Annotated in this window: 19 protein-coding genes and 1 pseudogene; 9 read left to right on the top strand and 11 right to left on the bottom strand. The window is 68.9% G+C overall.

What is annotated here, in order from left to right:
- Positions 1–38 precede the first annotated feature (38 nt).
- Positions 39–1,316 (bottom strand): HupE/UreJ family protein, encoded by a 1,278-nt coding sequence (locus tag AC5L30_RS22645; protein WP_494869651.1) that lies wholly within the window; start codon positions 1,314–1,316, stop codon positions 39–41.
- A gap of 121 nt (positions 1,317–1,437) precedes the next feature.
- Here AC5L30_RS22645 and AC5L30_RS22640 point away from each other — a divergent pair, with 121 nt between their 5' ends.
- A complete protein-coding gene (locus tag AC5L30_RS22640; RefSeq protein WP_494869649.1) occupies positions 1,438–2,100 on the top strand; it encodes a type 1 periplasmic-binding domain-containing protein in 663 nt (220 codons plus the stop codon).
- Between the two features lie 70 nt (positions 2,101–2,170).
- Here the strand turns inward: AC5L30_RS22640 and AC5L30_RS22635 are convergent, their stop codons facing one another.
- Together AC5L30_RS22635 and AC5L30_RS22630 are read right to left on the bottom strand one after the other, a co-directional pair.
- The gene (locus AC5L30_RS22635; RefSeq protein WP_494869647.1) at positions 2,171–3,835 is read right to left on the bottom strand and encodes a glucuronyl esterase domain-containing protein; all 1,665 of its coding nucleotides are present in this window, start codon (positions 3,833–3,835) and stop codon (positions 2,171–2,173) included.
- 239 nt (positions 3,836–4,074) lie between these two features.
- Positions 4,075–4,368 (bottom strand): hypothetical protein, encoded by a 294-nt coding sequence (locus AC5L30_RS22630; RefSeq protein WP_494869645.1) that lies wholly within the window; start codon positions 4,366–4,368, stop codon positions 4,075–4,077.
- A gap of 98 nt (positions 4,369–4,466) precedes the next feature.
- Between AC5L30_RS22630 and AC5L30_RS22625 the strand changes: the two genes are divergently transcribed.
- Positions 4,467–7,091 carry a S8 family peptidase gene (locus AC5L30_RS22625; protein ID WP_494869644.1) on the top strand — a complete coding sequence of 875 codons (2,625 nt, stop codon included), beginning with the start codon at positions 4,467–4,469 and terminating at the stop codon, positions 7,089–7,091.
- 62 nt (positions 7,092–7,153) lie between these two features.
- Here AC5L30_RS22625 and AC5L30_RS22620 read toward each other — a convergent pair whose 3' ends face one another.
- Positions 7,154–7,879, bottom strand: a complete 726-nt coding sequence (locus AC5L30_RS22620; RefSeq protein WP_494869642.1) for an SDR family NAD(P)-dependent oxidoreductase — start codon at positions 7,877–7,879, stop codon at positions 7,154–7,156.
- 329 nt (positions 7,880–8,208) lie between these two features.
- On the opposite strand from AC5L30_RS22620, the gene AC5L30_RS22615 reads away from it, so the two are divergent.
- The 3 genes from AC5L30_RS22615 to AC5L30_RS22605 all read left to right on the top strand — a co-directional run bounded on the left by AC5L30_RS22615 (position 8,209) and on the right by AC5L30_RS22605 (position 10,406).
- Positions 8,209–8,430 (top strand): hypothetical protein, encoded by a 222-nt coding sequence (locus AC5L30_RS22615; protein ID WP_494869641.1) that lies wholly within the window; start codon positions 8,209–8,211, stop codon positions 8,428–8,430.
- Between the two features lies 1 nt (position 8,431).
- Positions 8,432–9,622, top strand: a complete 1,191-nt coding sequence (locus AC5L30_RS22610; protein WP_494869640.1) for an MFS transporter — start codon at positions 8,432–8,434, stop codon at positions 9,620–9,622.
- A 262-nt stretch (positions 9,623–9,884) separates the two neighbouring features.
- Entirely contained in the window at positions 9,885–10,406 is a 522-nt protein-coding gene (locus AC5L30_RS22605) for a class I SAM-dependent methyltransferase (RefSeq protein WP_494869639.1), read from the top strand.
- 94 nt (positions 10,407–10,500) lie between these two features.
- Here the strand turns inward: AC5L30_RS22605 and AC5L30_RS22600 are convergent, their stop codons facing one another.
- The 3 genes from AC5L30_RS22600 to AC5L30_RS22590 all read right to left on the bottom strand — a co-directional run bounded on the left by AC5L30_RS22600 (position 10,501) and on the right by AC5L30_RS22590 (position 15,495).
- Positions 10,501–12,030, bottom strand: a complete 1,530-nt coding sequence (locus AC5L30_RS22600; protein WP_494869638.1) for a non-reducing end alpha-L-arabinofuranosidase family hydrolase — start codon at positions 12,028–12,030, stop codon at positions 10,501–10,503.
- A 494-nt stretch (positions 12,031–12,524) separates the two neighbouring features.
- Complete coding sequence (locus AC5L30_RS22595; RefSeq protein WP_494869637.1) at positions 12,525–14,144, bottom strand: serine/threonine protein kinase; 1,620 nt, start codon at positions 14,142–14,144, stop codon at positions 12,525–12,527.
- Positions 14,145–14,382: 238 nt separating this feature from the next.
- Positions 14,383–15,495, bottom strand: coding sequence for a ricin-type beta-trefoil lectin domain protein (locus tag AC5L30_RS22590; protein WP_494869636.1), 1,113 nt, complete (start codon positions 15,493–15,495; stop codon positions 14,383–14,385).
- A 459-nt stretch (positions 15,496–15,954) separates the two neighbouring features.
- Here AC5L30_RS22590 and AC5L30_RS22585 point away from each other — a divergent pair.
- A pseudogene (locus AC5L30_RS22585) lies at positions 15,955–16,164 on the top strand (CGNR zinc finger domain-containing protein); the annotation flags it as partial.
- Positions 16,165–16,208: 44 nt separating this feature from the next.
- Here the strand turns inward: AC5L30_RS22585 and AC5L30_RS22580 are convergent.
- From AC5L30_RS22580 to AC5L30_RS22570, 3 genes are read right to left on the bottom strand one after another with little or no spacing between them, the layout of a single operon-like run.
- Entirely contained in the window at positions 16,209–17,327 is a 1,119-nt protein-coding gene (locus AC5L30_RS22580; protein WP_494869634.1) for a serine hydrolase domain-containing protein, read from the bottom strand.
- A gap of 53 nt (positions 17,328–17,380) precedes the next feature.
- On the bottom strand, positions 17,381–19,297 hold the full coding sequence (locus tag AC5L30_RS22575) for an FtsX-like permease family protein (RefSeq protein WP_494869633.1): 1,917 nt from the start codon (positions 19,295–19,297) through the stop codon (positions 17,381–17,383).
- Positions 19,294–20,028 carry an ABC transporter ATP-binding protein gene (locus tag AC5L30_RS22570; protein WP_494869687.1) on the bottom strand — a complete coding sequence of 245 codons (735 nt, stop codon included), beginning with the start codon at positions 20,026–20,028 and terminating at the stop codon, positions 19,294–19,296. The genes AC5L30_RS22575 and AC5L30_RS22570 overlap by 4 nt, the downstream gene beginning before the upstream one ends.
- A gap of 108 nt (positions 20,029–20,136) precedes the next feature.
- Between AC5L30_RS22570 and AC5L30_RS22565 the strand changes: the two genes are divergently transcribed.
- From AC5L30_RS22565 to AC5L30_RS22555, 3 genes are all read left to right on the top strand, one after another.
- Positions 20,137–21,363, top strand: a complete 1,227-nt coding sequence (locus tag AC5L30_RS22565) for a sensor histidine kinase (protein WP_494869632.1) — start codon at positions 20,137–20,139, stop codon at positions 21,361–21,363.
- A 17-nt stretch (positions 21,364–21,380) separates the two neighbouring features.
- A complete protein-coding gene (locus AC5L30_RS22560; RefSeq protein WP_494869686.1) occupies positions 21,381–22,022 on the top strand; it encodes a response regulator in 642 nt (213 codons plus the stop codon).
- 620 nt (positions 22,023–22,642) lie between these two features.
- Positions 22,643–24,427: an AIPR family protein gene (locus AC5L30_RS22555; protein WP_494869631.1), complete on the top strand. Its 1,785-nt coding sequence runs from the start codon at positions 22,643–22,645 to the stop codon at positions 24,425–24,427.
- A 535-nt stretch (positions 24,428–24,962) separates the two neighbouring features.
- Here the strand turns inward: AC5L30_RS22555 and AC5L30_RS22550 are convergent.
- A complete protein-coding gene (locus tag AC5L30_RS22550; RefSeq protein WP_494869630.1) occupies positions 24,963–25,160 on the bottom strand; it encodes a hypothetical protein in 198 nt (65 codons plus the stop codon).
- Between the last annotated feature and the right edge of the window lie 278 nt (positions 25,161–25,438).

Raw genomic sequence — 25,438 nt, 5'->3', positions numbered from 1 at the left:
TTGCGAAAGACTGCACTTCACGAACTACTTAGCCCTGCTCATGATCCAGAAACGCGCTGCACAAACCAGATCAGCCCCATAATGGACACGCCCCCGGAAACAGCCCCGGTCGCCCAGAGGCCGGCTTTCGGCGCACGACGGCGCAGCGCGAACAACAGCGGGAAGACGACCGCGATAATCGTCAACTGAACGACCTCGATGCCGACGTTGAACACCAGCAGCGACCACAGCAGGGTCCACGACCACGCCTCGTCGATACCCAACGCGCCCGCGAAGCCCAGGCCGTGCACGAGGCCGAAGCAGAACACCACGCCGAGGCGGATCCAGCCGGCCCCATCCAGGCTCAAGTGACCGCGCCCGGCCGTCTCCAGGTCGGTCGCGTGCTCACCGCGCCGCCAGATCCCCCACAGGTGCCAGCCAGCGACGACGGCGATCGACAGCGCGATGATCGGCTCCACGATCACCCCCGGCACCTCGACCAGACCGAGCGCGGCGAGCATGAACGTCACCGAGTGCGCCAGGGTGAAGCTGGTGGCCGCGAGGACGATCTCCCGGAGCCGCCGCGACCCGGCGATGAGCGCCAGCAGGAACAGGATGTGGTCGATCCCGGTGAGCAGATGCTCGGCGCCGAGGAGGAAGAACTCGCCGAACCGCTCGTACCAGGCCTGAGCCGTGGAGAAGGACGGGTTGGCGGCGTCGAGCGCCGCGCTGCCCGAACGGCCGTCGATCTCGTAGGTGACGATCGTCTTCGTGCCCTTGACGTAGCCCTCACCATCCGGGAAGAGGCCGCTGCGCACCACGTGCTCGTCGACCCGCTCGGGGCAGGTCCAGTCGAGCAGCAGGTCCGCGTACGGCACGCCCTCGCGCTCACCGATCGTCGCGTCACCCACCTGCGTCGGCCGGCAGGCCGCACCCCGGGAGCTCACCGAGAACCGCTCGGAGACGTACCCGAGGACCGCCGACGCGTGGTTCTTCAGGGCGGCGGCCTGGGCGGCGGTGTCGCCCGCCTCGAACGCGGCGGTTCCCGCCTGGAAGAGCGGGTCGTCGTCGCCGGCATCCGCGGCGGACACGACGAGGAGGTCGTATTCGAGCTCCACCCCGGTCCGAATGTGACCCTCATCTCCCGCAGCAATTTTCGCGTACACAGTCGACGAGAAGCCGTGCGCGGACGCCGGTTCGACGCCCAAAAACGGAATCACCGCTGCGGCGAAACCGACAGCGGCGACGATAACGGAACGGCGGACGCGGCCTGACATTCGACTCCCTCGGTTGGCCAGTGCACGTTGCACGTCGTGGGTGAACACCAACCCGCGCACCGACGAACCGCCGGAGAACAACCGCCCCGAACGGCCGCTCACCGATTACCGGTGACCGGAATTGAGATAGGAATACGAAGAAGTACGCGCACTTTCCGCCACCACCCGGAGGACGATCACCTTGCGCCCCCCGCTTCGGGCCGTTGCCATGCTGGCCGCGACCGCCGCGCTGGTCACCGCCTGCACCTCCAGCGACGACTGGTCCGAGCCACGTCCGGCGCCCAGCGCCATCGGCACTCTCGGCCCGGGTTTCGTCGACCCCTCCACGAAGCCCGCGCCGGAGGCGACCATCACCCCGCAGCCCGGCTCGTGGGCCGACGTCCACCCGCCGAAGGACTACCGGGTGGTCCTGCTGACCAGCGGCGCGGACGACCCGACCAAGGCCCTCGTGACGGCGGTCAAGGAATGGGCCGACGATGAGCATGTCGACCTGAGGACCATCGTCGTCGGCAATGCGCACGACACCGTTCCCAGCATCGCCAAGGCGATGGAGATGGGCCCGGACCTCATCGTCAGCGCGGGCAACGACCTCATCGACGGGCTCGCGCTGGTCACCCCGAACCACCTGGACGAGAAGTTCCTCGTGGTCGGCGCGGAACTGGCCGAGCCCACCCACAACGTCACCGCGGTCGACTGGGAAGGCGCCTCGTTCCGTGGTGAGGGGCTCGGCATGTCCTCGACGTACGACCCGAACTCGTTCACCGCGGACCGCTGCGCGGCGGCCATCCGGGCGGGCGTGGCCGCGGTCCTCAACGACCTGACCGGGCTCGTGGTCTGGCTCTGACGACACGGCTCCGGCTCGGAGCCGCCCGGCCCGGGGCGGAGGCTTGCGACCTCCGCACCGGGCCTGCGGGTCACCCGGCGGAACAGGTGGGAGTCATCCCCGCACCGGTGCCGCTGCCCTGATAACCGAACTCGGTCGACTGCCCGGCTGCGATGGCGCCGTTGTAGGCGACATTGGTGAACTGAACGGTCCCGGTGCTGCCGCTCCGGTTGGCGCTCCAGACGCTGGTGATGCTGGCACCCGACGGCAGAGTCATGGCGACCGTCCAACCGTTGACCGGCGCGGTGCCGGCGGTCACCCGCACCGTGGCGACGAAACCGCCCGTCCACTGGTTGACCGACACCGTCGCCGCACAGCCACCACCGGCTGGAGGCGGCGTCGTCGGGGGCGGCGTGGTCGGCGGCGGCGTGGTCGGCGGCGGCGTGGTCGGCGGCGGCGTGGTGGACGGCGGCGTGGTCGGGCCGTCAGTCAGGACCGGTGTCGGCCAGTCCCGCCACTCGGCCAACCGGCCGAGCGCCTTGCTGGAAATCCGGATCACGCCCGGCTCGTTGCCCGTCTTCAGCAGGAACTTCCGGATGTTGTTCTGCAACGGGGTACGCCACTCGGAGCGGTTGGCGCAGTGGCTGCCGTCCTGCACGTCCGACCAGTAGGTGATGTTGTCAGCGGCGCCGAGCGCCCGGTAGACCTCGGCGCCGCCCAGGGCCGCCACGCTCGCCGACCGGGGGCCGAGGTTGGCGATGTGCGGGTTGTCCATGATGAACAGTCCGCGCGGTGCCACCATGGCGACCATCTCGTGCGTGTCCACCGGGAGCCGGTTCGGGCTGCCGGTGAAGGAGCCGAACCCGTCGCCCAGCCAGGGTTGCTCACCGTACGCGCTGCTCAGGCTCTGCGCGCCCTCACCGGGGATGCCGCGGAAGATGGGGACGCCCGCGCTGCCCGATTCGATCGGCATGGTCAGGGCGATGCGCTGGTCGAAGACCCCGATTGCGAAGGCACCCTTGCCGTAACGGGAGCAGCCGGTGACGCCCATCGCGTCCGCCTTGAGGATTCTGCCGTCGGACTGCTCGATGACGTCGATGATGCGGCTGACGCCCCAACCCCAGGCGGCGAGCAGTCCGGTGCTGCTCGACGAGCCGTAGATGCTGTAGAACGCGCCCTGCTTGTTGTTCCGAGGGGTGCCCTCCCGGCCAACTGCCAAGGGGTCGTAACTGATCACGGCGGCGCCGGCGGCCTTGATGGTGGCTGTGTCCGCGCCGAACCCGCCGACGACCACGACGGCGGGGAAGGGTCCGGTGCCGCTGGGCAGCTCGACCCGCGCCGAGAAGCTGGAGCTCCTGCCGTTGTGTGACACGTTGACGGTGATGGTGCTGGTGGACACCGTCCCGGTGACGGTCGCGGGTTTGGCGGGCTTGTCGCCGAAGACGAACTTCTCGGCAAGCTCCCTGATCTCTGCCCTTCGGCAGCGCCAGTCGGACTTGGAGCTGATGGTCGTGCCGTTCAGCTTCTTGAAGGGATCGGGAAGCTTGGCGTTGGTCGGCAGTGAGCCTAGGTCCGGTAGACCGGACACGGCGCAGTCGGCGCCCTCGTCCTCCACTGCCGCGGCCAGCGGGCCCACGGCGGCTTGAGCGTCTGTGGTTCGTGTTACTACCGATACCGATCCGGCGACCGTGAGCGCTGCTACCGCCAGCGCGACGACCACCGAACGGGTCCTAGAGCGGCCCGAGCTGATGATCACGGGGCTCTCCTTCCGGGTGGTGATGGAAAGGAAGGAACGAAACGTGATCGATGATCACGAATGCCAGCCAGGTAAAGCTTGAGCGCTTCGATTGCCAGGTGTCAATATTTTACCGAAACTTTCGACGCCTCCCGCCGCCTCAGGCGAGCCTTCGACCCCGCTGCCGGGCCTCCCTTCCCCCAGAAACGCGGGTGGGGCCACGCGTCACCGCGCCACGAATATCGGAAAGGTTTCGACAATCAGCGCGGGGCCGGCCCACGATCCTCGAACTCGTACGTGGTGGTCAGGCCCTCGGGCAGGTCGGGGACCAGGGCGTTGGTGCCGTCGACCACCTGGACGTAGCGCTTCCCGTGGAAGATCGAGTAGCTGCCGTCAGGAACCTGGTCGATCCGGAAGAGCTGCGTGGAGGCGGCGGCATCACACGCCCGGCCGCGTACGCTGCCCGGCGCGGCATCGTGCACGACGGTCATGCAGACCGCGTTGGCACCGGACGCCAGCAGGATCCGGTACCTGTCGCCCTCGGGGCGCAGCACCCACAGCGCCCGATCGTCGAGGCCCTGTTCGGTGCCTCACCGCGGGGGTCACCCACATCTGGCTGGACGGCAAGCGCACGGTCTCCCTCGATCGCAGCGTGCCGCAGATCGGCGCCCCGGCGGCGTGGCAGGCCGGTTTCGACGGCACCGGCGTCACCGTCGGCGTGCTGGACACCGGGATCGACGCCAGCCACCCCGACTTCGCCGGCCACCTCACCGAGGCCCGGGACTTCACCGGCGGCAACGACCCCAGCGACGCGGTCGGCCACGGCACCCACGTGGCGTCGACGATCGTCGGCAGCGGTGCCGCCTCCGGCGGCAGGTACCGCGGGGTGGCGCCGGGGGCGAAGCTGCTCGTCGGCAAGGTCTGCGCCACCACCGAATGCCAGGACTCGGACATCATCACCGGCATGCAGTGGCTCGCGCCGCGGACCAGGGTGGTCAACATGAGCGTGGGCGGCGACGACGCGCCCGGCCTCGACCCGCTGGAGACCGCTGTCCAGGAGTTGAGCCACCAGCACGGCACCCTCTTCGTGGTCGCGGCCGGCAACGAGGGGAAGCCGAAGTCGGTCTCCTCGCCGGCCTCCGCCGACGACGCTCTCGCCGTCGCCGCCGTGGACGCCGACGACCAACGGGCCTACTTCTCCAGCCGGGGCCCGCGCGTCGGCGACAACCACATCAAGCCCGAGATCAGCGCGCCGGGCGTCGACGTCGTGGCCGCCGCTCCCGGCGGCGACTACGCCACCATGTCGGGTACGTCGATGGCGACTCCGCACGTGGCCGGCGCCGCCGCGATTCTCGCCGGGCAGCACTCGGACTGGGCCGGCCCGCAGCTCAAGGCCGCCCTGATGGACTCGGCCAAGCCGACCGGCGCGGACACTATCTACGAGCAGGGCGCCGGCCGGGTGGACATCGCCCGCGCGGTCGCCCAGCCGGTCGCCGCCGACATCGCCGCCATCGACTTTCCGGTGCAGCGCTGGCCGCACGCGGACGACAGCCCGATCACCCAGGTCGTCGGCTACCGCAACACCGGCACCGCGCCGGTCACCCTGACGCTGACCATCGCCCCGGCCCCGGCCGGCATGCTCACCGTCAGCCCGGCCACGCTGGTGGTGCCGGCCGGTGGCCGCGCCGAGGCGACGATCACGGTGGACACCCGGGTGGACGCCCCGGACGGCGTCTACCAGGGGGCGCTGACCGCGACCGGCGCCGACGACCTGCGGGTACGGACGCCTTTCGCGCTGAACCGTGAGATCGAGAGCTGCGACGTACGGCTCGACCACATCGGACGCGACGGCAAGCCGGCCACCGAGTACACGACCGTGGCGGCGAACCTGACCACCGGCGAGTTCAGCACCCTCGCCGCGACCCCGGGCGGCGGCGTCCTGCGGCTGCCCAAGGGTCGGTACGCGCTGTACAGCACCATCCACGAGGGTGCGATGTCGACCCTGCTCGCACAGCCGGTCCTGGACGTGCGCGGCCCGGTCACCGAGGCGGTCGACGCCCGTAGCGCCAAGCCGGTCGCGTTGACAGTGCCGCAGCGTGACGCCGCGCCGATCTCTATCAACGTGAGCGCCAACTGGGACGACGGCATGCGCTACCCGGGCGTGCAACTCAGCGGAGCGTCCTTCGCGGACGTCTTTTTCGGCCGGCTCGGGCCCGCCGTCGCGGCGCCCGAGTTCACCGCGACGTTGGGTGTCGGGCTCGCCCGACCGGGCAAGGACGGCACCTTCCGGAACAGCCCCTACACCTACGACCTGGCGTACGTCGGCAAGGGCGACATGTTCACCGGCCTGACCAGGAAACTGTCGCCGAAGAACCTGGCCACCGTCCGGGCGACCTACCGCAGCCAGTCCACGACGACGACGGCCACCCGGTTCCACCGCGCGTCGGCGCCCGGAGGCGCGGGCCCGATCGGGTCGAACACGCCGGTCGACCTGCCGTTCAAGGGCACCGAGTACTACAACACCGACGGCGGCATCGTCTGGACCTCCACGTTCGTCGAGGGGGACAACCTCACGACCCAGGAATCCACCCTCAGGTCGGGGCGTACCTACACCCAGACCTGGAACGCGGCACCCTTCGGGCCCACCGTGGCCCAGGCGCCGACCCTGTCACCCCTGGGGTACGCGGGCCGCGACGGCGACACCATCTCGATCGCGTCGGTGCCGCTGTTCGGCGACGCGACCGGTCGCCCCGCGAGCCGTGACGACCAGCCGGTGCGGTTCCGGCTGCTGCGCGACGGTAAGGAGATCGGCACCTCGGACAGCCCGTGGGCCGAGTTCCCGGTGCCCGCCGGGAAGGCCACCTACCGTCTGGAGGCAACCACCACCCGAGGCGCACCGGACACCCTGTCGACGTCTGTCTCGGTGGCCTGGACCTTCATCTCGGCGCACACCACGTCGCCGGAGCGATTGCCCCTGACGACGGTTCGCCCGACGCCCGTGCTCGACGACACCAACACCGCACGGGCCGGCCGGATCATGACCATCCCGGTGGCGCTGGACCGGCAGGCCGGTTCGAAGGCCGCACCCAACCGCACGCTCGGTGTGTCCGCGTCGTTCGACGACGGCCGAACATGGGTCGCGTTGCCGGTGATCCGGAACGTCGCCCTGATCAGTCACCCACGACGGGCCGGATTCGTCTCGCTGCGACTGACGGCCACCGACACCGCCGGCAACACGGTCACCCAGACCATCCAGCGCGCGTACCGGATCGCCTGACGCATCACCTGGCTCGGGGTGGCGGCCGCTTGAGCCGCCGCCCCGGACCGGTCCTCGGCGTCTCAGGCGGTGAGCGCGCCGTCGATGGCGATGGACGCGCCGCTGATGAAGGTGGCCTCGTCGCTGAGCAGGAACGTGGTGAGCGCGGCAACCTCGTCGGAGGTGCCGGCTCGTCCGGTCGGCTGCGCCGACAGGTAGCGCTCCGCAATCTCCGGGGCCTGGCTGACCACGCCCTGCCAGAGCGGGGTGTCGATCAGCCCGGTGACCAGGGCGTTGACCCGCACACCGGAGCGCGCCACGTCGAGGGCCGCCGAGCGGGTCAGCCCGATGACGCCATGCTTCGCCGCGTTGTAGGCGGCCTGGGTCCCGTCACCCTTCACGCCGGAGACGGAGGCGTTGTTGACGACCGCGCCGCCACCACCGGAGGCGATGATCGCCGGGAGTTCGTACTTGAGGCCGTAGAAGACGCTCGTCAGGTTGAGGGCGAGCGACCGCTGCCAGTCGCCGCTGTCGGTCTCGCGCACGCTGGCCATCGGGCCACCGCCGGCGTTGTTGAACGCGCCGTCGAGCCGCCCGTACTCCGTCACCGCGGCGTCGACGAGCCGCGCCATCTCCTCCTCGACCGTCACGTCGGTGGGCACGAAGAGGGCGCTGCCGCCCGCGTTCCTGATCTGCGCGGCGACCTCCTCGCCCCGATCCTTGTCCCGGGCGCCGATGACGACGCGGGCCCCTTCCGTGGCCGCCCGCTGGGCGAACGCCAGGCCCATGCCCTGCGTACCGCCGGTCACGACCAGCACCTTTGATTCCAACCGTCCAGACATCTCGTCTCACATCCACTTCGACTGGTAAGCGCCACGGGACTTGCGGGGCTTCGTGAGACGGAACGCTAGCCTTATCTGGAACGATCGACAAAGTAACGGCACTCACAACGGTCGACCCGTGCGGCGCGGACCGTGCCTCGATCACCCATATTTCGGTGACAGAACCACCCTTTAGCACCAAGCGGGCGTCCAACGAGCACTGTTATTGCGGGCACATTCTTTGGCGTTCGTTCCATAACACCGTTAGCGTTGGCCGAGTCTCGCGAATCCGGCTAAACCACTTTTAAGGAACAGTCATGCCCAGAGGTCGCGCCGCTCCGGAGTCCCAGCGGTGGAAGGCCCTGTTGTTCATCTCCATCGCTCAACTGATGGTGGTGCTCGACGGGGCCGTCATGAACATCGCCCTCCCCTCGGCCCAGCAGGCGCTGCACTTCACGGACGGGAGCAGGCAGTGGGTGGTGACCGCGTTACGGTCTGGCCTTCGGCGGCCTGCTGCTGGTCGGCGGCCGGATCGGTGACATGGTCGGGCGCAAGCGCACCTTCCTGATCGCGCTGGCCGGCTTCGCGATCGCCTCGGCGATCGGCGGCCTGGCCCTCAACGCCGCGATGCTGCTGCTCGCCCGGGCACTACAGGGGGTGTTCGCGGCCCTGCTCGCGCCGGCCGCGCTCTCGTTGCTCTCGCTGTCCTTCACGCAGCCCAGGGAACGCGCGAAGGCGTTCGGCGTGTTCAGCGCGGTGTCGATCGCCGGAGGCGCTGTCGGCCTGATCGTGGGAGGGCTGCTCACCCAGTACCTGAACTGGCGCTTCGCCATGTTCGTCCTCGTGCCGATCGCGGTGATCGGGATGCTGGGCGCCAGTCGCACCGTGCACGACGACGGCGAGCGGCACCGGGCACGGCTCGACCTCCCTGGCGTGCTGCTGGTCAGTCTCGGACTCGTCGGTCTGGTCTACGGGTTCAGCGTCGCGGAGAGCCAGGGATGGTCGGCGGGTGTGACCATCGGATCGTTCACCGCTGGGGTGCTGCTGCTGGTGACCTTCGTCGTGGTGCAGGCGCGGGTCACGTCCCCGCTGCTGCCACTACGCGTCCTGACCGAACGCAACCGGGCCGCCGCGTACCTCTCGGTTGGTCTTGCGATCGTCAGCATGTTCGGGATGTTCCTCCTGCTCAGTTACTACTTCCAGCAGGTCAAGGGTTGGTCGCCGGTGATGGCGGGGCTGGCGTTCATGCCGATGGCGGTGCCGCAGGTGATCGGGGCCACGCAGATCGGCGCCCGACTCGCGCACCGGATCGCCCCCCGGCCGATCATGGTCGGTGGCTACCTCGTCACCGCGGTCGGTCTCGTGCTGCTCGCGCTGCTCGACGCGGAGAGCGGCTTCCTGGAGATCGCGTTCGCCGAAGCCGTGATCGGGCTCGGCATCGGCACCGCCTTCATGCCCGCGATGAGCATCTCCACCCACGGTGTCGAGCCCAAGGACGCTGGTGTCGCCTCGGCGATGATCAGCTCGTCGCAGCAGGTCGGCGGGTCGATCGGCACCGCGCTGCTCAACACCATCGCGACCAGCTCGGCCGCCACCTACCTGCTCTCGCACGGTGGCCCGCCGGCGCAACCCCAGCAGCGGAACGAGGTGCTGATGCACGGCTACTCGGTCGCGTACTGGGTCGCCGTCGGTTTGTGGTCGCGGCAGCCCTGGTCTCCGTGGCCATGGTGAACGCCGGCGCTCCGAAGCACGTCCCGGCCCCGACGGACGCCCTCGGGGATGTCACCCCGGCGCCGGTGCACTGATCGCTGCCACACCTGCCGATCGGGCGCGGTGACCGAGGACACGGTGCACTGACTCCGCCGACAGGGTGGAATCAGGAGTGTGAGCAGAGAAGGCACCGGCGAGTGACGTCGTGAGGTCCACCTTTTCGACCCGCGATCCGGGTCCGTCCACCGCCGGCACGACGCCCACGGCGAACGGATCGATTCGGGTGACGGCCGCCCACCGGCAGCGCTGGGCGGTGGAGACCATGGCTGTCGCACCCGACGACCAGGTGCTGGAGATCGGGTGCGGTCGGGGAGCGGCCGTCTCCCTGGTCGCCGACCAACTCACCACTGGTCGGATCGTCGCCATCGACCGCGCCGCGACGATGGTGCGGCTCGCCATCCAGCGGAACCTGAGCCACATCGACGCCGGCAGGGCCGAAATCCGGCGAGCCGGGTTCGAGGCGGCCGACCTTCCAACCGGCCACTTTACCAAGATCTTCGCGGTGAACCTCAGCCTCTTCTGGTTGGGCGACGCAGCGCAGCAAATCGCGCGGATGCGAAGCCTGCTGACGCCGGGAGGCCGGCTCTACGTCTTCGGCGAACGACCCACCGCCGCACACGCCACCGCGAACCTCACCGCGACCGAACTGCTGCTCGAAACCCACGGTTTCGCCACGACCACATCGAGCGCTACCCGTGGTCAGGGCCAGGTGCTGACCTGCGTCACCGGCACGCCTGTCGAATGACCTCAGGCGTGGCCACACCGGCACAGTGAGCCGGGCGGGCTCGGCGTGACGCCGAGCCCGCCCGTTCCGGGTCAGTCGAGCTTGATCAATCGGTTCAGCGCTGCAGGGTCAGCAGACCGGGCCGGTACGGCAGCAGGCCGTAGTCGACGCCGTCGGAGCTGGGGGAACGACCCTGGTACAGGAACTGCAGGTTGCAGGCGTCGACGGTCATGGTCTGGTCGGCGTTGGTGCGCAGCAGCTCACCGTGGCTGATGTCGTTGGTCCAGGTAGCACCGCTGTTGACCTTGCCCGCGAACGGGTTGCTCTGCGACGCGGCCTGCGGCGTCCACGATCCGTTCAGGCTGGTGGCCGTGAACGAACGGAAGTAGCGGCCCGTCGAGCCGATCGCCTCGACGATCATGAGGTACTTGTTCAGACCCTGGAGCTTGTAGACCTGCGGGGCCTCGAAGAGGTTGTTCGTGGTGTCGCTCATGATGGTCGTGTAGCTGCTGCCGAAGTTGCCGGGGAAGTTCCCGATCGGCATGCTGGCCCGGTAGATCTTGCCGTTGTCACCGGCGAAGAACAGGTACATGTTCGTACCGTCACCGATGAGAGCCTGATCGATCGGACCGGTACCGGAACCGGTGATGCTTCCAGTGAACAACGTCTGCGGCGCCGACCAACCGTTCGGGTTGGTCGGGTCGGTCGAGGTCCGGTACGAGAACGCCGGCCCACCCCACTGGTAGGCGAGCACCCAGATGTTCTTCGGCGCGAAGTAGAACAATGACGGCGCCACGGTCCCCGAGTTCATCGCGTTCTGGCTGGCCGAGCCCATCTGCGAGTAGTTCGAGAAGAGGCCGAAGTTCATCGAACCCCAGCTGGACCCGAAGTCGTGCGTGGTGGCGTAGACCAGCTGCTGGCCGTTGTACGGGGCAACGGTGAAGTCCTTCAGCGACACCCAACCCGACCTCGGGTTCGCCAACACCCCGGTGGAGGACCACCGGTACGTCGAGGGAAGGTCGCAGGTGCCGCCCGGCGGCGGCGTGGTGGGGTCGGTCCCACCGCCGACGCGGACGAACTGCCACTGCTGGTTCGTGCCGTTCCAGTCGTCGTACTGCACGATGTTTCCGCCGTCGGCGGTCGAGGCGCCCTGCACCTCCATCACCTTGTTGCTGTTGCGGTTGATCAGCCGGACGTAGCCGCCGTCCGAGTCGGCCAGCCGGAACTGCTGGTTGGTGCTGTTGTTGTCGCTCCATTGCACGATGCTGGCGCCGTTGGCGGTCGAGAAGCCCGAGACGTCCAGCACCTTGTTGGACAGCCGCGACTTCACCCGGTAGTAGCCTCCACCGGAGTCGACGAACTGCCACTGCTGCTGGTTGCCGTTGTTGCGGGCCCACTGGGTGATCCGGGCGCCGTCATTCGTGGCCAGGTTGTAGACGTCCAAAGCCTTGCCGCTGTTGCGGTTGACCAACACGTACCACGCGCTCGTGTCGACCGTCGCCGCGGCGGCGGGTGACGACACCACCGTTACGGCGGCGCCACCGACCAATACCGCTGCCGCGCTGGCGGCGAGAATGCGGGGCAACCACCAACGTCGCCGCCGCGACGGCGGTGCGATCGATGGAGACCTATCGAGGGCAGACATGATCCTCCTCCAGTGACCAAGAGCCGAACGGCCTGCCCGAGGGTGGGCGTACCGCGACGCGTGGCCGAGCACGCAGGCGTCAGAGAGTTAGCGTTAACACGACGCCGGCGAGCCATAGCGCACGCCTGATTCGAGATCGACGAAGCAGGGCTTGCCCGGAAAGCCGAGGTGTCGTCGTCCTTAGGCATCGACTGTGAGCGATAACATGCCGTTCGTCAAGACGTAATGTGCTGGGAACATCAGCCGTCGTCCGGCCGCAGATCTTGAGGCGGAACGTCCTCCACCGACTTCCCGCAGGCATCGCCCCAGATCCCGGGCGCGGGCCACGGCTGGGCCCTTGAGGAGGCTCCACGAGCGCGTTAACATCGACGGTTCCCATTGCTCACGATGCCAACGAACTCAGCCCGACGGGTCGACCGGCTGGAGCGCCGTCGCAGCCGTGTGAGCCAAAGCCCACCGGTCGGACGGTCGACAAGCGGCGGTGTACGCCGGAGTCAGACCGCGCCTCGGTCGACCAGGCTGAACGTGGTGTCGAGCGGGGCATCGCCGAGAAACTCGACGAAGATCTCCTTCTTGGTCGGGCTCCACTGCACCGGGCCGTACTCGTCGTTGATGATGGAGTAGGAGGTGCGCCCCTTGTCGTCCTTGCCCTCACGGGATATCGCGAACAAGGTTGCCTTGGTCGGCCGACAGTCGGCTCCCACCAGCGACTTGTACCCCTGTGAATCGAGTTTGACCCCGAGGCACGGTCGGTGGGCGATGTCCGGGTTCACCGATTTGATCATGTAGTCGACCCCGACCGGTTCGAGCACGAAGAGTGCGTCCTTGCCGGTTCCGTTGCCGACCTCGACCTCGCCGTGAGACGGCAGCGACAGATCACCGTCGATCTCCACCGCGTGCAGCAGGAATCGCCGCTGACCGGCCAGCATGGCCCGGGTGGGGTCCACGCTTGCCGACGGTGAGGCGGACGGCTTGCCCGACGCGGGCGTGGGCGTCGTGGCCGCCGGCCCGCTCGTCGTCGGGCTACCGCTCGGCGTCGAGCCGGCCCGGTCCGGTTCGGACAGCCCACGCAGTAGTTGCGGGCCGAACAGGGAAGCGGGCACCAGCACCGCGATCACCGCGGCGGTCGCCCCCAGCGCGGTGAGCCAGCCACGCCCGCGTGAGCCGGCGTGACCGGTCGTGGCCAGGCCCGGTGGCGCCGACCGCGCGCCCTGATCGTCACCACCGGCAGCGGGCGACACACTCCCCGCCGGCATCACGTTCAGGAGTTGGGCCGGCCCGCCAGCAGCCCCCGGATGCGCCGCGGTCAACAACCCGTCGAGCAACTCCCGGGCGGTGGGCCGGGCAGCGGGGTCCTTCTCCAACGCCCGGGAGACCAACTCCCGCAACGGCCCGCCGAGCCCGGTCAGGTCCGGCGGTTGAGTGAGGATCCGCATCGCCGTCGCGGTAACGGAGTCGCCCCCGAACGGGTTGCGACCGGTCGCGGCTTGGGCGACCAGGGCACCCCAGGCGAAGATGTCCGCCGCCGGGCCCACCGGACGGCCGGACGTCGTATCGAACCGCTCCGGAGCCATGTACGAGACGGTCCCGACCATCTGATTGGTCCGGGTGTGCTGGCTCGTCGCCTCAAACGCGCGGGCGATGCCGAAGTCGATGACCTTGATCCCACCCGGTGCGACCAGGACGTTCGCCGGCTTCAGGTCGCGGTGGATCACCCCGGCGCCGTGGATGGCGGTGAGCGCGGTGGCCACCCCGACCGCGATGCTGTGCAGTTGCGCCGCCCCCAGCGGCCCCTGTTCCCGGACCACCTGGGCCAGGCTCGGGCCCTCGACGTACTCCACCACCAGGTACGGCGGGTCATGGTCCGGGTCGGCGTCCAGGACCTCGGCGGTGCAGAACGGTGGAACCTGGCGGGCGCGGTTCACCTCGCTACGGAACCGACCCCGAAACTCCTCGTCGTGCGAGAGTTCCGCACGGACGACCTTGACCGCCACCCGCCGCCCTTGCGGTGAGCGGGCCAGGAAGACACTGCCCATGCCCCCGTCGCCGAGCCGGTCGAGCACCTCGTACCCACCGAGGCGTGCCGGGTCACCGGGACGCAACCCCTCGCTCACGCCAGATGCCCGCAGACCGCGACCACCGCGCGAACCGTTCCGCCTGCCACCCGTTCCCCTTCGGTCACTCGGACGCCGGCCGCAGCCTATCGCCCGCCCACCGAACCCCGTCGATGCCGCCCATGAGGTGGCCTCGACGCGAGCGTCTGGGGCAGGTTTGACCGCGCCGCGCCGGCCGGCGCTCAGCCGACGGATACGGGACCGGGCGAGATCGGGGACCAGAGGGCTTTGCCTCGCGCTATCGGCGGCTCCACTGCTGGTTGGTCTGGCCGGTGCAGCTCCAGAGAACGAGCTTCGTGCCGTTGCCCGTACCGACGTTGTGGGGGTCCAGGCAGAGGCCGGACTGCGCCCCGGTGATGGTGCCGTTGGCGTTGACGTTCCACTGCTGGTTCGTTCCGCCGTGGCAGTCGTAGATGGTGACCTGGGTGCCCGGGGAGGTGCCGTAGCCGGCGGCGTCGAGGCACTTGTTGCCGTACACGGTCAGCGTCTTGCTGCTCGTGTAGGTCCACTGCTGGTTGGTGCGGCCGTGACAGTCCCACAACTGCACCTGGACGCCGTTGGTGGTGGAGGCGCCGGGGACGTCGACGCAGCGGCCGGACAGGGCGCCCACGATCGCAGTGGTCTGCCCGGTGCCGCTGCCCGGCTCGCCGATGCTGCCGGGGACCGACTGCAAGGCGCTGTACCAGCGGGCAGCCATCTTGTCGTAGCCGCCGGACGTGGGGTGCACCCCGTCGATCAGGTCGGCGGTGGTGAGGGCGCTGTGCATGTCGACCAGGCGTACCCGCTTGCCAGCGTTCACCTTGCCCTGCACGATGCCAGGGATCGCCGCGTTGAAGGTACGGACGGCCGCCTCCTGATTGCTGTTGGAGAGCGGGATGATCTGCGCGACGAACACCTCCGCGGTGGGGGCCGTCGTGGTGATCCGGTCGATCAGGGTGGAGAGCCGGTTCGGCGCGGTGTTCACGTTGTAGTTCTGAAGGATGTCGTTGGTACCGATGTGCAGCAGGACGGTCTGCGGCCGTTGGGTGTTCAGCCAGCCGACGATGTTCGCGTCGATCTGGTCGATGCGCCAGCCCGGATGCCCCTGGTGGTCGTGGTCACCCAGGCTGGCTGGTCCGTTGAACTGCGACCCGACGAAGTCAACCGTGTAGCGACCATTGACGAGGCGCTGCCAGAGCCCGATGCGGTACCCGCCCGGCACCTGGGTGCCCTCGGTGATGGAGTCGCCGAGAGGCATCACCCGCACCCCGCCGTTGGATTCCGCGTTGGCCGGACCGGTCGAGGTCAGCACCCCGGCGAGGACGACACCGAGCGCGGCGGTCGCCGCGAGCCATCTTGCCCTCATTCGCATAGATTTCTCCCCTGCAGTGGTGGTCCTGGACCAAGGAGTCAGGCCGTCGCGACCGCCGCCAGATCGGCATGACGATCGCAACACTGGGACGGATTGTTAACGCTAACAGCGATTCATGTAAATTCTTGTCGCTGGCCTGGCCCACGTCAAGCGCCAGCAGTCCGGACCTGCTCGCGCCGGAGCCCCCGTGATGCCTGCGGACCATCAAGATGACGCACCATCAGGCTCAACGGAGGGCCCTGGTGGCCGGTGTGCCGCAGAAGCCGGTATGCCAGACCCCGGCTTATCCCACGCCGTCGAGCGTCACCCGCGTCGAGCGTCGCCGGCGCCCCTCGTCGTGTCCCGCCGCTTGCCGCCCGCAGCCTCGGTGAGCGGTATACCTCCGACCAAACCGCGACCGCGGGCGACCCGCCGACGGAGACGATGTGTTGAGCGCGGTGAGAACCGGCCGACGGCCGGGTGCGGGAGTCCTGGTCGGTCGACGACCCGGACCGGGCGGGACTGGCGGCGGCCGCCCTCGCGTTGCGGGCCCATCTGGCCGCGCACACGGGCCGCCTCGGAGTCTGCGCGGACGCGAAGTGCGCCGACGTCTACGCCGATGCCTCACCGGCCGGTCACCGCCGGTTCTGCTCGCTCACCTGCCAGAACCGGACCCGGACGGCGGCTTTCCGCCGCCGCCGGCCCGATCAGGGTGACGCGGGTGACGCGGGGTGTCAGCCCCGGCACAGGGCGATGTCGAGGGACCGCTCGAGTCGCCGGTTGGCGTCGTCGTCCGGGACCATCGAGTTCACCGCGACGGTCGCCGCCTTGCCGGAGGCGGTGATGCCGACCACGGTGACATATCCGGGCGCGATGCCCCCGTGCGTCCAGGCGAAACCGCCGCAGCTCAGCGCGAACGTGGCGAGGCCGAGGCCGTACCGGGAACCGCCGACGCTGTCGAACCCCGGCGCGGCCACCGTCTTCTTCATCTCCGCCAGTTGCGCCGGTGCCAGGAGGCGGCCGCCCAGCAGTCCGGCGAGGAACCGGTTGACGTCGGAGGGACGGCCGACCAGGGCGCCGGCGGACCAGGCGGGCGACTGGTCGGACTCGGTGATGTCGACGGGCGGATCGGCGGGGAGGTACCCGCGCGGGTGGGTGCCGCGAATCGTGGTCTCACCCTCGGTCGGCCAGTACATGCCGCGCAGGCCCAGCGGCTCGATGATGCGCTCGGTGATCAGCTCACCGATCGGGCGGCCGCTCGCCTTCTGCGCCACCAGGCCGGCCAGGATGTAATTCGTGTTGCTGTAGACGAACTTGGCCCCCGGCGCGGATTCCGGCTTCGCGGCGAAGGCGGCCCGGAGCAGCTCGTACGGCTCGTAGTAGGTGTTCAGTCCTTCGGGGAAGTCCGCGAAGATCGCCTCGTCGTAGTCGAGCAGGCCGCTCGTCTGCTGCAGCAGGTGCCGGACCGTGATGGTGCGCCCGTCGATGCCGGGACCACGGACCACGCCCGGGAGGTACGTCTCGACCGGTGTGTCCAGGCCGACCTTGCCCTCGCCGACCAGCTGGAGCACCACCGTGGCGGTGAACATCTTGGTGTTGCTGGCGATCCGGACCCGCCCGTCGACCGGCATCTTCGCTCCGGTGCGCAGGTCCGCGACGCCCGCGGTGTAGTTGCGGGTACGGCCGTCGGGTTGCCGCACCGACGCCAGCACACCGGGGAACCGGTCCTGGGAGACCAACGCGTCCACACTGCGCTGGACGGGGGAGGTCTCGGCGTGGGCCGCGGGCGCGGCGACGAGGCCGGCGCCGACGGTCACCAGGGCCGCCAGGATGCGGGGAAGAACACGGGACATCGGGATCTCCTGTCGGAAGGATTCAACACCGTGAGGTCTTCCGGGATCCACGCTCATGGCGCGTTCCCGGCTAGATGTGGAGCCTTGCGCGTACGGATACCGGCCGCTGCTGCGGCCACGGTGAGCAGCAGGCAGGTGACGCCGATGCCGAGCAGCGGGAGCCATGGGATGGTGATGGGCACGGCGATGCCGACCAGGTCGGCGGTGATGGCGCGGCGTACGAGCCAGCCGAGCAGCAGGGTGGTGGCACCGCCCAGGAGCAGGCCGGTGCCGCAGACGAGGACGGCCTGCCAGATGGCTGCTCGCCGGACCTGGTCGGGGGTCGCGCCGAGGAACTGGACCAGGGCGCGTTGCCGGCGCCGCTGGGATCCGCCGATGAGGGTGGCGTTGACGATCGCGATGGCGGCGTAGAGGCCGGCCGGTCCGAGCAGGATGGTGAGGCTGAGGTTGTTGGCCTGGCGGGTCTGGGCCGTGGTGGCGTCGATCCAGTCGCCGGAGTCGAGGATCCGGCTGTCAGTGCCGGCGAGGGTGCGCTGGAGGGAGACGCGCGCCGCGGCGGCGTCGGCGCGCGGTAGGACGAAGACCGTCCCGGTGGCACGTTCGCTTGCGGGCGGGAGCAGGCCGGCCGGGATGACGAGTTCGCCGTACAGGTCGGGTGCGTCGGGGATGACGGCGACGACCCGCAACGGGACCCGCTCGCCGGCGATCCAGACCGGGAGAGTGCCGCCCACGCCGATGCCGGCGTCGATGACCCCTGTGGCGGTGACCGCCACCACGCGTCCGTGGAAGTCGTCGAGGGTGCCGCGGGTGGCGGTCAGGCCCCGGGCGGCGGAGGCGGTGACGGGGTCGAGGATCTCGACCTGATTGTCCACGCCGGGACGGCCCTCCTCGTCACGCTGGAGCATGCCCTGCCGGCGTACGTCGGCGATCGCGACGGCCTTGTCGGACGCGACCGCCGCCGCTGCGGCCGGACTGTCCGCCTCGACGACGAGCGGTGCGCGCAGCCGGGCCCGGTCCTGCGCGTTCGTCCAGTCGGCGGTGAAGCTGAGGGACAGCAGCAGCGACCCGGCGATGGCGGAGATGGCCAAGACCGGGGCGGCGACCGCGGCGGTGGTGCGGGCGGCCGCACGCACCTCGTCGCGGGCCATCCGGGCCGTGACGTCCCGGGCGACGAAGGGGCGGGCGAGCAGGGCGGCGAGCCGCGGGATGACGGCGTGGCCGATGCTCATCAGGCCAATCACGACCACCTCGGGCAGCAGGATGGAGGCGATCAGGGCGAACAGCGGCGGCATGTCGGCGGCGACGACGACCACCACCATCAGGCCGCCGAAGCACAGCGTCGCGACGGCGAGCTGGAGAATGCTCGGCCGGGTTCGTTCGATCGTGGCCTCCCGCAGGGCGGCGCTCGGGGCGATCCGGGCGGCGCGGCGCGAGGATCGCCAGACCCCGAGGAGCGCGATCACGGCACCGGTGGGCACGGCGACCGCCCAGGCGATCCACGGGCGCGGCGCCCGAAGGTCGAGCGTGGTGATCCCGATGGCCTCCACCAGCCAGAGAACGGCGGGGGCCAGCGCCGTGCCGAGCAGACCGCCAACCGTGGTGGCCGCGGCCGCGACGACGAGGGACTCGCCCAGCAGAAGCCGGCGCACCTGCCCTGGCGTCGCGCCGACCAGGCGCAGCAGGCCGAGCTCGCGCCGGCGGCCGGCCACGACGAAGCCGAACGTGCTGCTGACCACGAACAGCGCCATGAACGCCGAGACCGCCGACATGATCCCGAACATCGCGGCCAGGTCGTCGAGTTGGGCGCGCTGGTCGGCGGTGACGCCGGGCCGGCTGCCGGTGGCGTCGACGCTCCCGATGAGCGTCACGGTGACGGCGATCAGGACGACGCCGAACAGCAGCGCGACGAAGGCGCCCAGGTAGCCGCGCCATGAGCTGCGCACGGTCTGCCGGCTCAAAGTCAGCATCATCGCTCCAAGTCGGTCATCGTCGCGGCGATCTGACCGGCGTCGGCGTGCGTGAGGTGACCGACGATCTGCCCGTCGGCGAGGAACAACACCGCGTCCGCGTACGAAGCAGCCAGTGGATCGTGGGTCACCATGACGACGCTCTGGCCGCCGTCGGCCAGCGAGCGCAGGAGTTCCAGCACGTCGCGTCCGGTGCCGCGGTCCAGGGCGCCGGTGGGTTCATCGGCGAACAGGACGTCGGGCCGACCGTGCAGCGCCCGGGCGATCGCGACCCGCTGTTGCTGGCCGCCGGACAGCTCCGATGGCCGGCGCCGGGCGTGTTCGGCAAGGCCGACGTGAGCCAGGGCGGTCTGCACGGCGGCCGGGTCGACACGGCGTCCGGCCAGGCGGGCGGGAAGCGCGACGTTTTCGAACGCGGTGAGCGCGTCGAGAAGGTTGTAGGACTGGAAGACGAACGCCATCGACGTGCGCCGGAAGCGGGTCAGCGCGGTCTCGTCCAGCTTGTCGAGCCGAGTGTCGCCGACGAGCACCCGCCCGCCGGTCGGCCGGTCGAGGCCCGCGGCGAGCTGCAGCAGGGTGGATTTTCCGGAGCCGGACGGTCCCATGATCGCGGTGAACGTGCCGCGTTGGAACACATGGGTGACGCCGCGCAGCGCATGCACCGTGCCGGCGCGCGAGCGGTAGGTGCGGGTGAGGCCGTCGAGCGTGACGGCCGCCGGGAATGCCTGGTTCATGCCCTCAGTACACCTGCCGGCGCGGCCCACCACACTGGCTCCGACGCGACTTCGGGGGTAGCGCGCACGCTACCCCGCCCGGCCGGTGCGAACCGTAGGGTTGGGCACGTGAATGATGCCTGGACAGCCGTACGGGGACGCCCCACGCGGTTTCTGGCGTCGGTGTGGCCGTGGCGCTCACTCGCGTACGTGGCCACCACCGTGCCCATCGGTCTCGGCTGGCTGATCCTCCTGCTCGTGGTACTCACAGTGGGCGTGGCCACGATCGTGGTGGTCGCGGGACTGTTCGTGCTCGCCGGCCTTCCGACGCTCGCGCACTTCGCCGCCGCGGGCGAGCGGCGCCGGCTCCGGCTGATCTTTCCCGGGCGGCCGGTGAGCCGGTTACCTGCGCCGCGCGATCGGGAACATGGCCGCGTGGCCTGGCCGGAGACGGGCGTCACGGTCCTGCTGGTGACGCTGTTCTGGCTCGTGGACGCCGCGGTGGTGGTGCTGCTGACGGCTCCGGTCGTGCTGATCCTCGCTCCGGTGCTGGTCCGTCACGACGTGGTCGAGGTCGCCGGGTGGCGGGTGGGCAACACCGGTGAGGCGTGGTTGGCGGTGCCCGCCGGCATCCTCACGCTCGTCCTGCTGGCGTACGCGGTCACCGCGCTGGCCTGCGGCCAGGCGGCCCTGGTGCGGCACCTGCTGGACCCGCCCGAAGCCCAACTGGCCGAAGCGGTCCAGCAGCTGCGCCGCTCCCGAAGCGGGCTGGTCGACGCGTTCGAAACCGAACGCCGCCGGATCGAGCGCGATCTCCACGACGGCGTCCAACAGCGCCTCGTCGCGCTGACCATGACACTGGGCAGCGCCGAACTGGACCTGACCGACGGCCCCGGCCTCGACCTCGTGCGCGAGGCCCATCAGCAGGCCGAGCAGGCCCTCGCCGACCTGCGCACCACGATCCGGGGCATCCACCCCCAGGTACTGACCGACCATGGTCTCGCCGCGGCCGTGCACGAGATCGCCGGTCGGTCACCGGTCCCGGTCCACCTCGATCTCGCTCTCGACGGCCGGCTCCCCCCGGCCGTCGAGGCCGCGGCCTACTTCTTCGTCAGCGAAAACCTCACCAACGTCGCCCGCCACGCCCGGGCCCGATCGGCACAGGTGCATGCGTGGACCGAGGACCACGCACTGATCGTCTCGGTGGTCGACGACGGCGTCGGCGGCGCTGACCCGCAGGCCGGCACCGGCCTCGCCGGACTGCGCGCCCGGCTCGACGCCCTCGACGGCGACCTGCACATCACCAGCCCCGCCGGCGGCCCGACCCAGGTGAGGATGACGTGCCCGATCCACTGACGCCGCCGCCGAAGGCACTGCGCATCGTGGTCGCCGAGGACGCGGCCCTGCTCCGCGAAGGGTTGGTGCGAATCCTCGAACGCGCTGGCCACGACATCGTCGCGGCCGTCGCAGACGCGCAGGCCCTGCTCACGTACGCGGCCAACTGCCGCCCCGACCTCGTCGTCACCGACATTCGCATGCCACCCACCCACACCGACGAGGGCCTGCGCGCGGCGGCCACCATCCGAGCCGCCCATCCCGGCATCGCGATCCTGCTGCTGTCCGCCTATGTCGCCGACGCCTACGTCGGCGAGCTGCTCGACTCCGCCCCCGGCGGCGGCATCGGCTATCTGCTCAAGGACCGGGTCGGCCACGTACGCGACTTCCTCGACAGCATCGACCGTGTCGCCGCGGGCGGCACGGTCATCGACGCCGAGGTCGTCCGCCAGCTCGTCGTCCGCCGGCACACCGACGGTCCGCTCGCCGGCCTCACCGAACGCGAACGGGAGGTGCTGGCGCTCATGGCCGAAGGCCACACCAACCACGCGATTGCCGGCAAGCTGTTCGTCAGCGAGGCCGCGGTGCGCAAGCACATCGGCAACATCTTCGCCAAGCTCCCGCTCGACCCGCACTCGGACCGCCGGGTGTCGGCCGTTCTCACCTACCTTCGCGGCTGACCGAACGGGATCGACCACGCCTGTCAGGCGTGCCATCCGATCGGCCGGGACCGCGGGTGCCGCGTGCGTCGGGGGCGTGGAACTGGAGCTGGTCACGGACTTCTGCACCGCAACGGCGGCGAACAGGTCGTGGCGGACCAAACCAGACGGAGTCAGAGCCAGGCGGACATGGCGGCAAGGAGGGGGCGCTCGTCGGACGAACAGCCACCGAGCAGCCAAACGTCCACAAAGGCGATAAAGCAGAGAGCCCGACCCGTGTTTCCGCAGGTCAGGCTCTCTTGATCTTGTGCGCCCGAAAGGACTCGAACCCCTAACCTTCTGATCCGTAGTCAACGCCAAGGGGTTGCCGCGACCTGCATGTTTGCGCGTTTGCCCTGATTTGATATGTAGCAGCGTAAACGGAACGTGACGCTCGACCGCGCTTCAATCCTGCAAGGTGCCACTCAAGTGGCACGCCTGACTCGTGTCGAAGTACTGCCGGGTCGCACACTCTCTGCCAGCAAGGCGCAACAAGTCTGCTCGGGTTAAGTTGCGATCTCCCCCAATCGGTCGGGTAGCAGGTAGAAAACCGATGCCCTCTCAGGATCGCGGCGACGAGAGGCTTCCCCTACACTTCGTGCGTGGCCGACAACGAACAGGTGCTGCTCGATCAAGTTCTGGTCCAGCGGCAGGCCGAACGATCCGTCCCGATCCGCGACGATGAAGCCTTCGAACTGTTCGCAGCGGAACAGGCGCTCGTCACCCGGCAACTATCCGTAGAGGAAGTCGCTGAGGGAGTCATCGGAGGAAGCAACGACGGCGCCATCGACGCGATCTACGTATTCGTCGATGGGATGCTTCTCTCCGAGGACAGCGATGTGCTGCAGGCGGGATTCTCGTCGAGCAAACTGCCACGGGGCGTTAAGCTGCAACTCTGGTTGGTGCAGGCCAAGCGGGAAACCTCCTTCACCGAGACGGCCATCGACAAGGCCGCGGCTGCGCTCGCGCGGTTACTGAGCCTCGCGGAGAACGAAGACGATCTCCTCAAGCTCTACTCCTCAGGCACCGTCTCGCGGACGGGATTCTTTCGAAAGGCTCTCCGGGCCCTAGCCACGCGGCATCCCCAGGTGGAGATCCACTTCGTGTATGCGACCCGTGGTCGCGCCACCGGCCAAAACTCGATCAACACCAAGGTCGAGATCAAGGCACGCGACCTGGAGACCCAGCTCGCTAGCGTCATATCCGGCGCTAAGGGCCAAGTCGAGTTCCTCGGGGCGGCCGAGCTATGGCGACGGGCGAACACTGTCGCGTCATACACGACCGAGCTGACCTACCAGGAAAACGCGACCAGCGGCAACAGCCACGTCGCTCTGGTCAAGCTCCGCGATTACATGACCTTCCTTAAGGACGAGGACGGCCAACTCCGGCGGCACATCTTCGACTGGAACGTCCGTGACTATCAAGGCGACGTTGAGGTCAACCGGGAAATCCGGGCCTCTCTGGAGGACCCCGAAGGCCCCGAGTTTTGGTGGCTCAACAACGGAGTAACTATCGTCTGTTCCAAGGCAACCGCAGTCGGCAAGACTTATTCTCTAGACGATGTCCAAGTGGTCAACGGGCTGCAGTCCTCGCACACCATCTTCAATTTCTTGCGTACGGCGCCTGAAAGCCATCCTGCCCTCGACCGCTCAGTGCTAGTCCGCATCCTGGTGACGGGCGACGACCTGGCTACCCGGGATCTCGTCATCCGCGCCACCAACCGCCAAACGTCGGTGCCGGCAGCCTCGCTGCGGGCCACCGACGACATCCAGCGCGACATCGAAGCGTACTTCCTCGGACACGACTGGTACTACGACCGCCGGAAGAATTTCTACCGCAACAGCGGACGCAGCGCCGAACGGATCGTGAGCATCTCCCTGCTTGCACAGGCTGTTATGGCCATGGGGCTGAGCCGCCCCGACAACTCCCGTGCCCGACCTTCTAGCCTGCTGAAGCGTGACGAAGAGTACAAGCGAATCTTCTCCAAGGAAATCCCGGTGGAGATCTATCTCTGGGTCGCCCGGGCTCAGAAGGAGATCGACGCTTTCCTGACGTCGGAGACTGCCGGCGTCAGCGTTCCTGAGCGCAATAACTACCGCTTCCTTTTGGCAATGGTGGCAGCGGCGAAGCTCGTAGGGCAGCCCGTACGGTCTCCGAAGCAGCTCAGCCGCTTGGCCTCGGCTGGCACCCCGCTGGCGGACGCGGATCTACTGGCGACCTTGGCCTTCCTTCGCGGCGAGTTTGCTGTACACGAACGCCGCACGGGGAACTCGCTCGACAAGATCGCCAAGGGCCCAGACTTCGTCGAGCACCTGCTGGGGATATCGCACGACGGGACTACCAACGGGCCCGACTTCGTCGAGCGCCTGCTCAAGCGTTTTTCGTAGGGCAAGTGGAGCCTCAGACGACCGACGCCTGCGGACTCCTGGACCGCGGCGGACCCGCGCTGATCTTCCGATCTAGCCTCGCTGCCTGATAACCCAACTCGGGCGCGCCGGCCCGCTGACCATCCCGACCGTCGCCCTGCTTGGCGATGCCAGGTGGTCAAAGCCGGTGGCAAGGACGAGCAAGGGTAGGGGCGTCGAAAGCAGGCGGCACCACTTCATCGGATATGTGGCCGCTTCACTGCAAGCTGCACTCTGCGTCAGGTGAGCCAACATCGAGGGTCCAGCGTGCCACCCAAGTGGCACGAAAAATGCCCCTCCAGTCGACTTTCGTCGATGAATTGGAGGGGCATCTTCCCTGCTCAACAGCTGTGCGCCCGAAGGGACTCGAACCCCTAACCTTCTGATCCGTATTCGTCCCTTGTGGACAGGCCCTGCGACCTGCGGAAACGCAAGATCGAAAGCCTGAGAACCCACCGGGGTTAGAAGGTCTGGAACCCGGCCGTACGGAACCCCTCACCCTCTGTAACGATCTGGACTACAGAGATCCCTTAGCGGCTCGGTACCGCTCGGCGCGCTGGGCTCGGTAGTCGGCTAGCAGCTCTCCGGCCTCTTCGAGCCGAGGGCACCCCTCGGGCGTGCAGCTCCCGCAGGTGTCGTTCTTGTGGAAGCTGATGCAGTACGAGGCCTGCTCGACGTAGAACGGGACCTTGCTGAGGATCTTCTCGACGCTCACCGCTCACCCTCCTCCGGCCAGTGACCCCGATTGATCGGGATCTTGTGGCGTGAGCGGCAGGGAAGCTCGTTCCCGCAGCGACAGACGTACCGCCACCGAATCCATGACCAGACCGGGCGGTGTCGACGGGCAAAGGTCAACGCCGTCGCCATCAGGTAGTCGTCAAACCGGACTCTTCGCACCTGGCCTCCTACGGTCGGTGAGCACCTACCGACCGAAGGTAGTCCAACTCGTACAGCCCGTATAGCCCGTTCAATACGTCTAGGCCGTACCCGACG

Source organism: Micromonospora sp. BQ32 (genome assembly GCF_059358895.1).
Note: the sequence above shows the minus strand (reverse complement) of the source record. Positions and strands in the feature narration are given on the sequence as shown.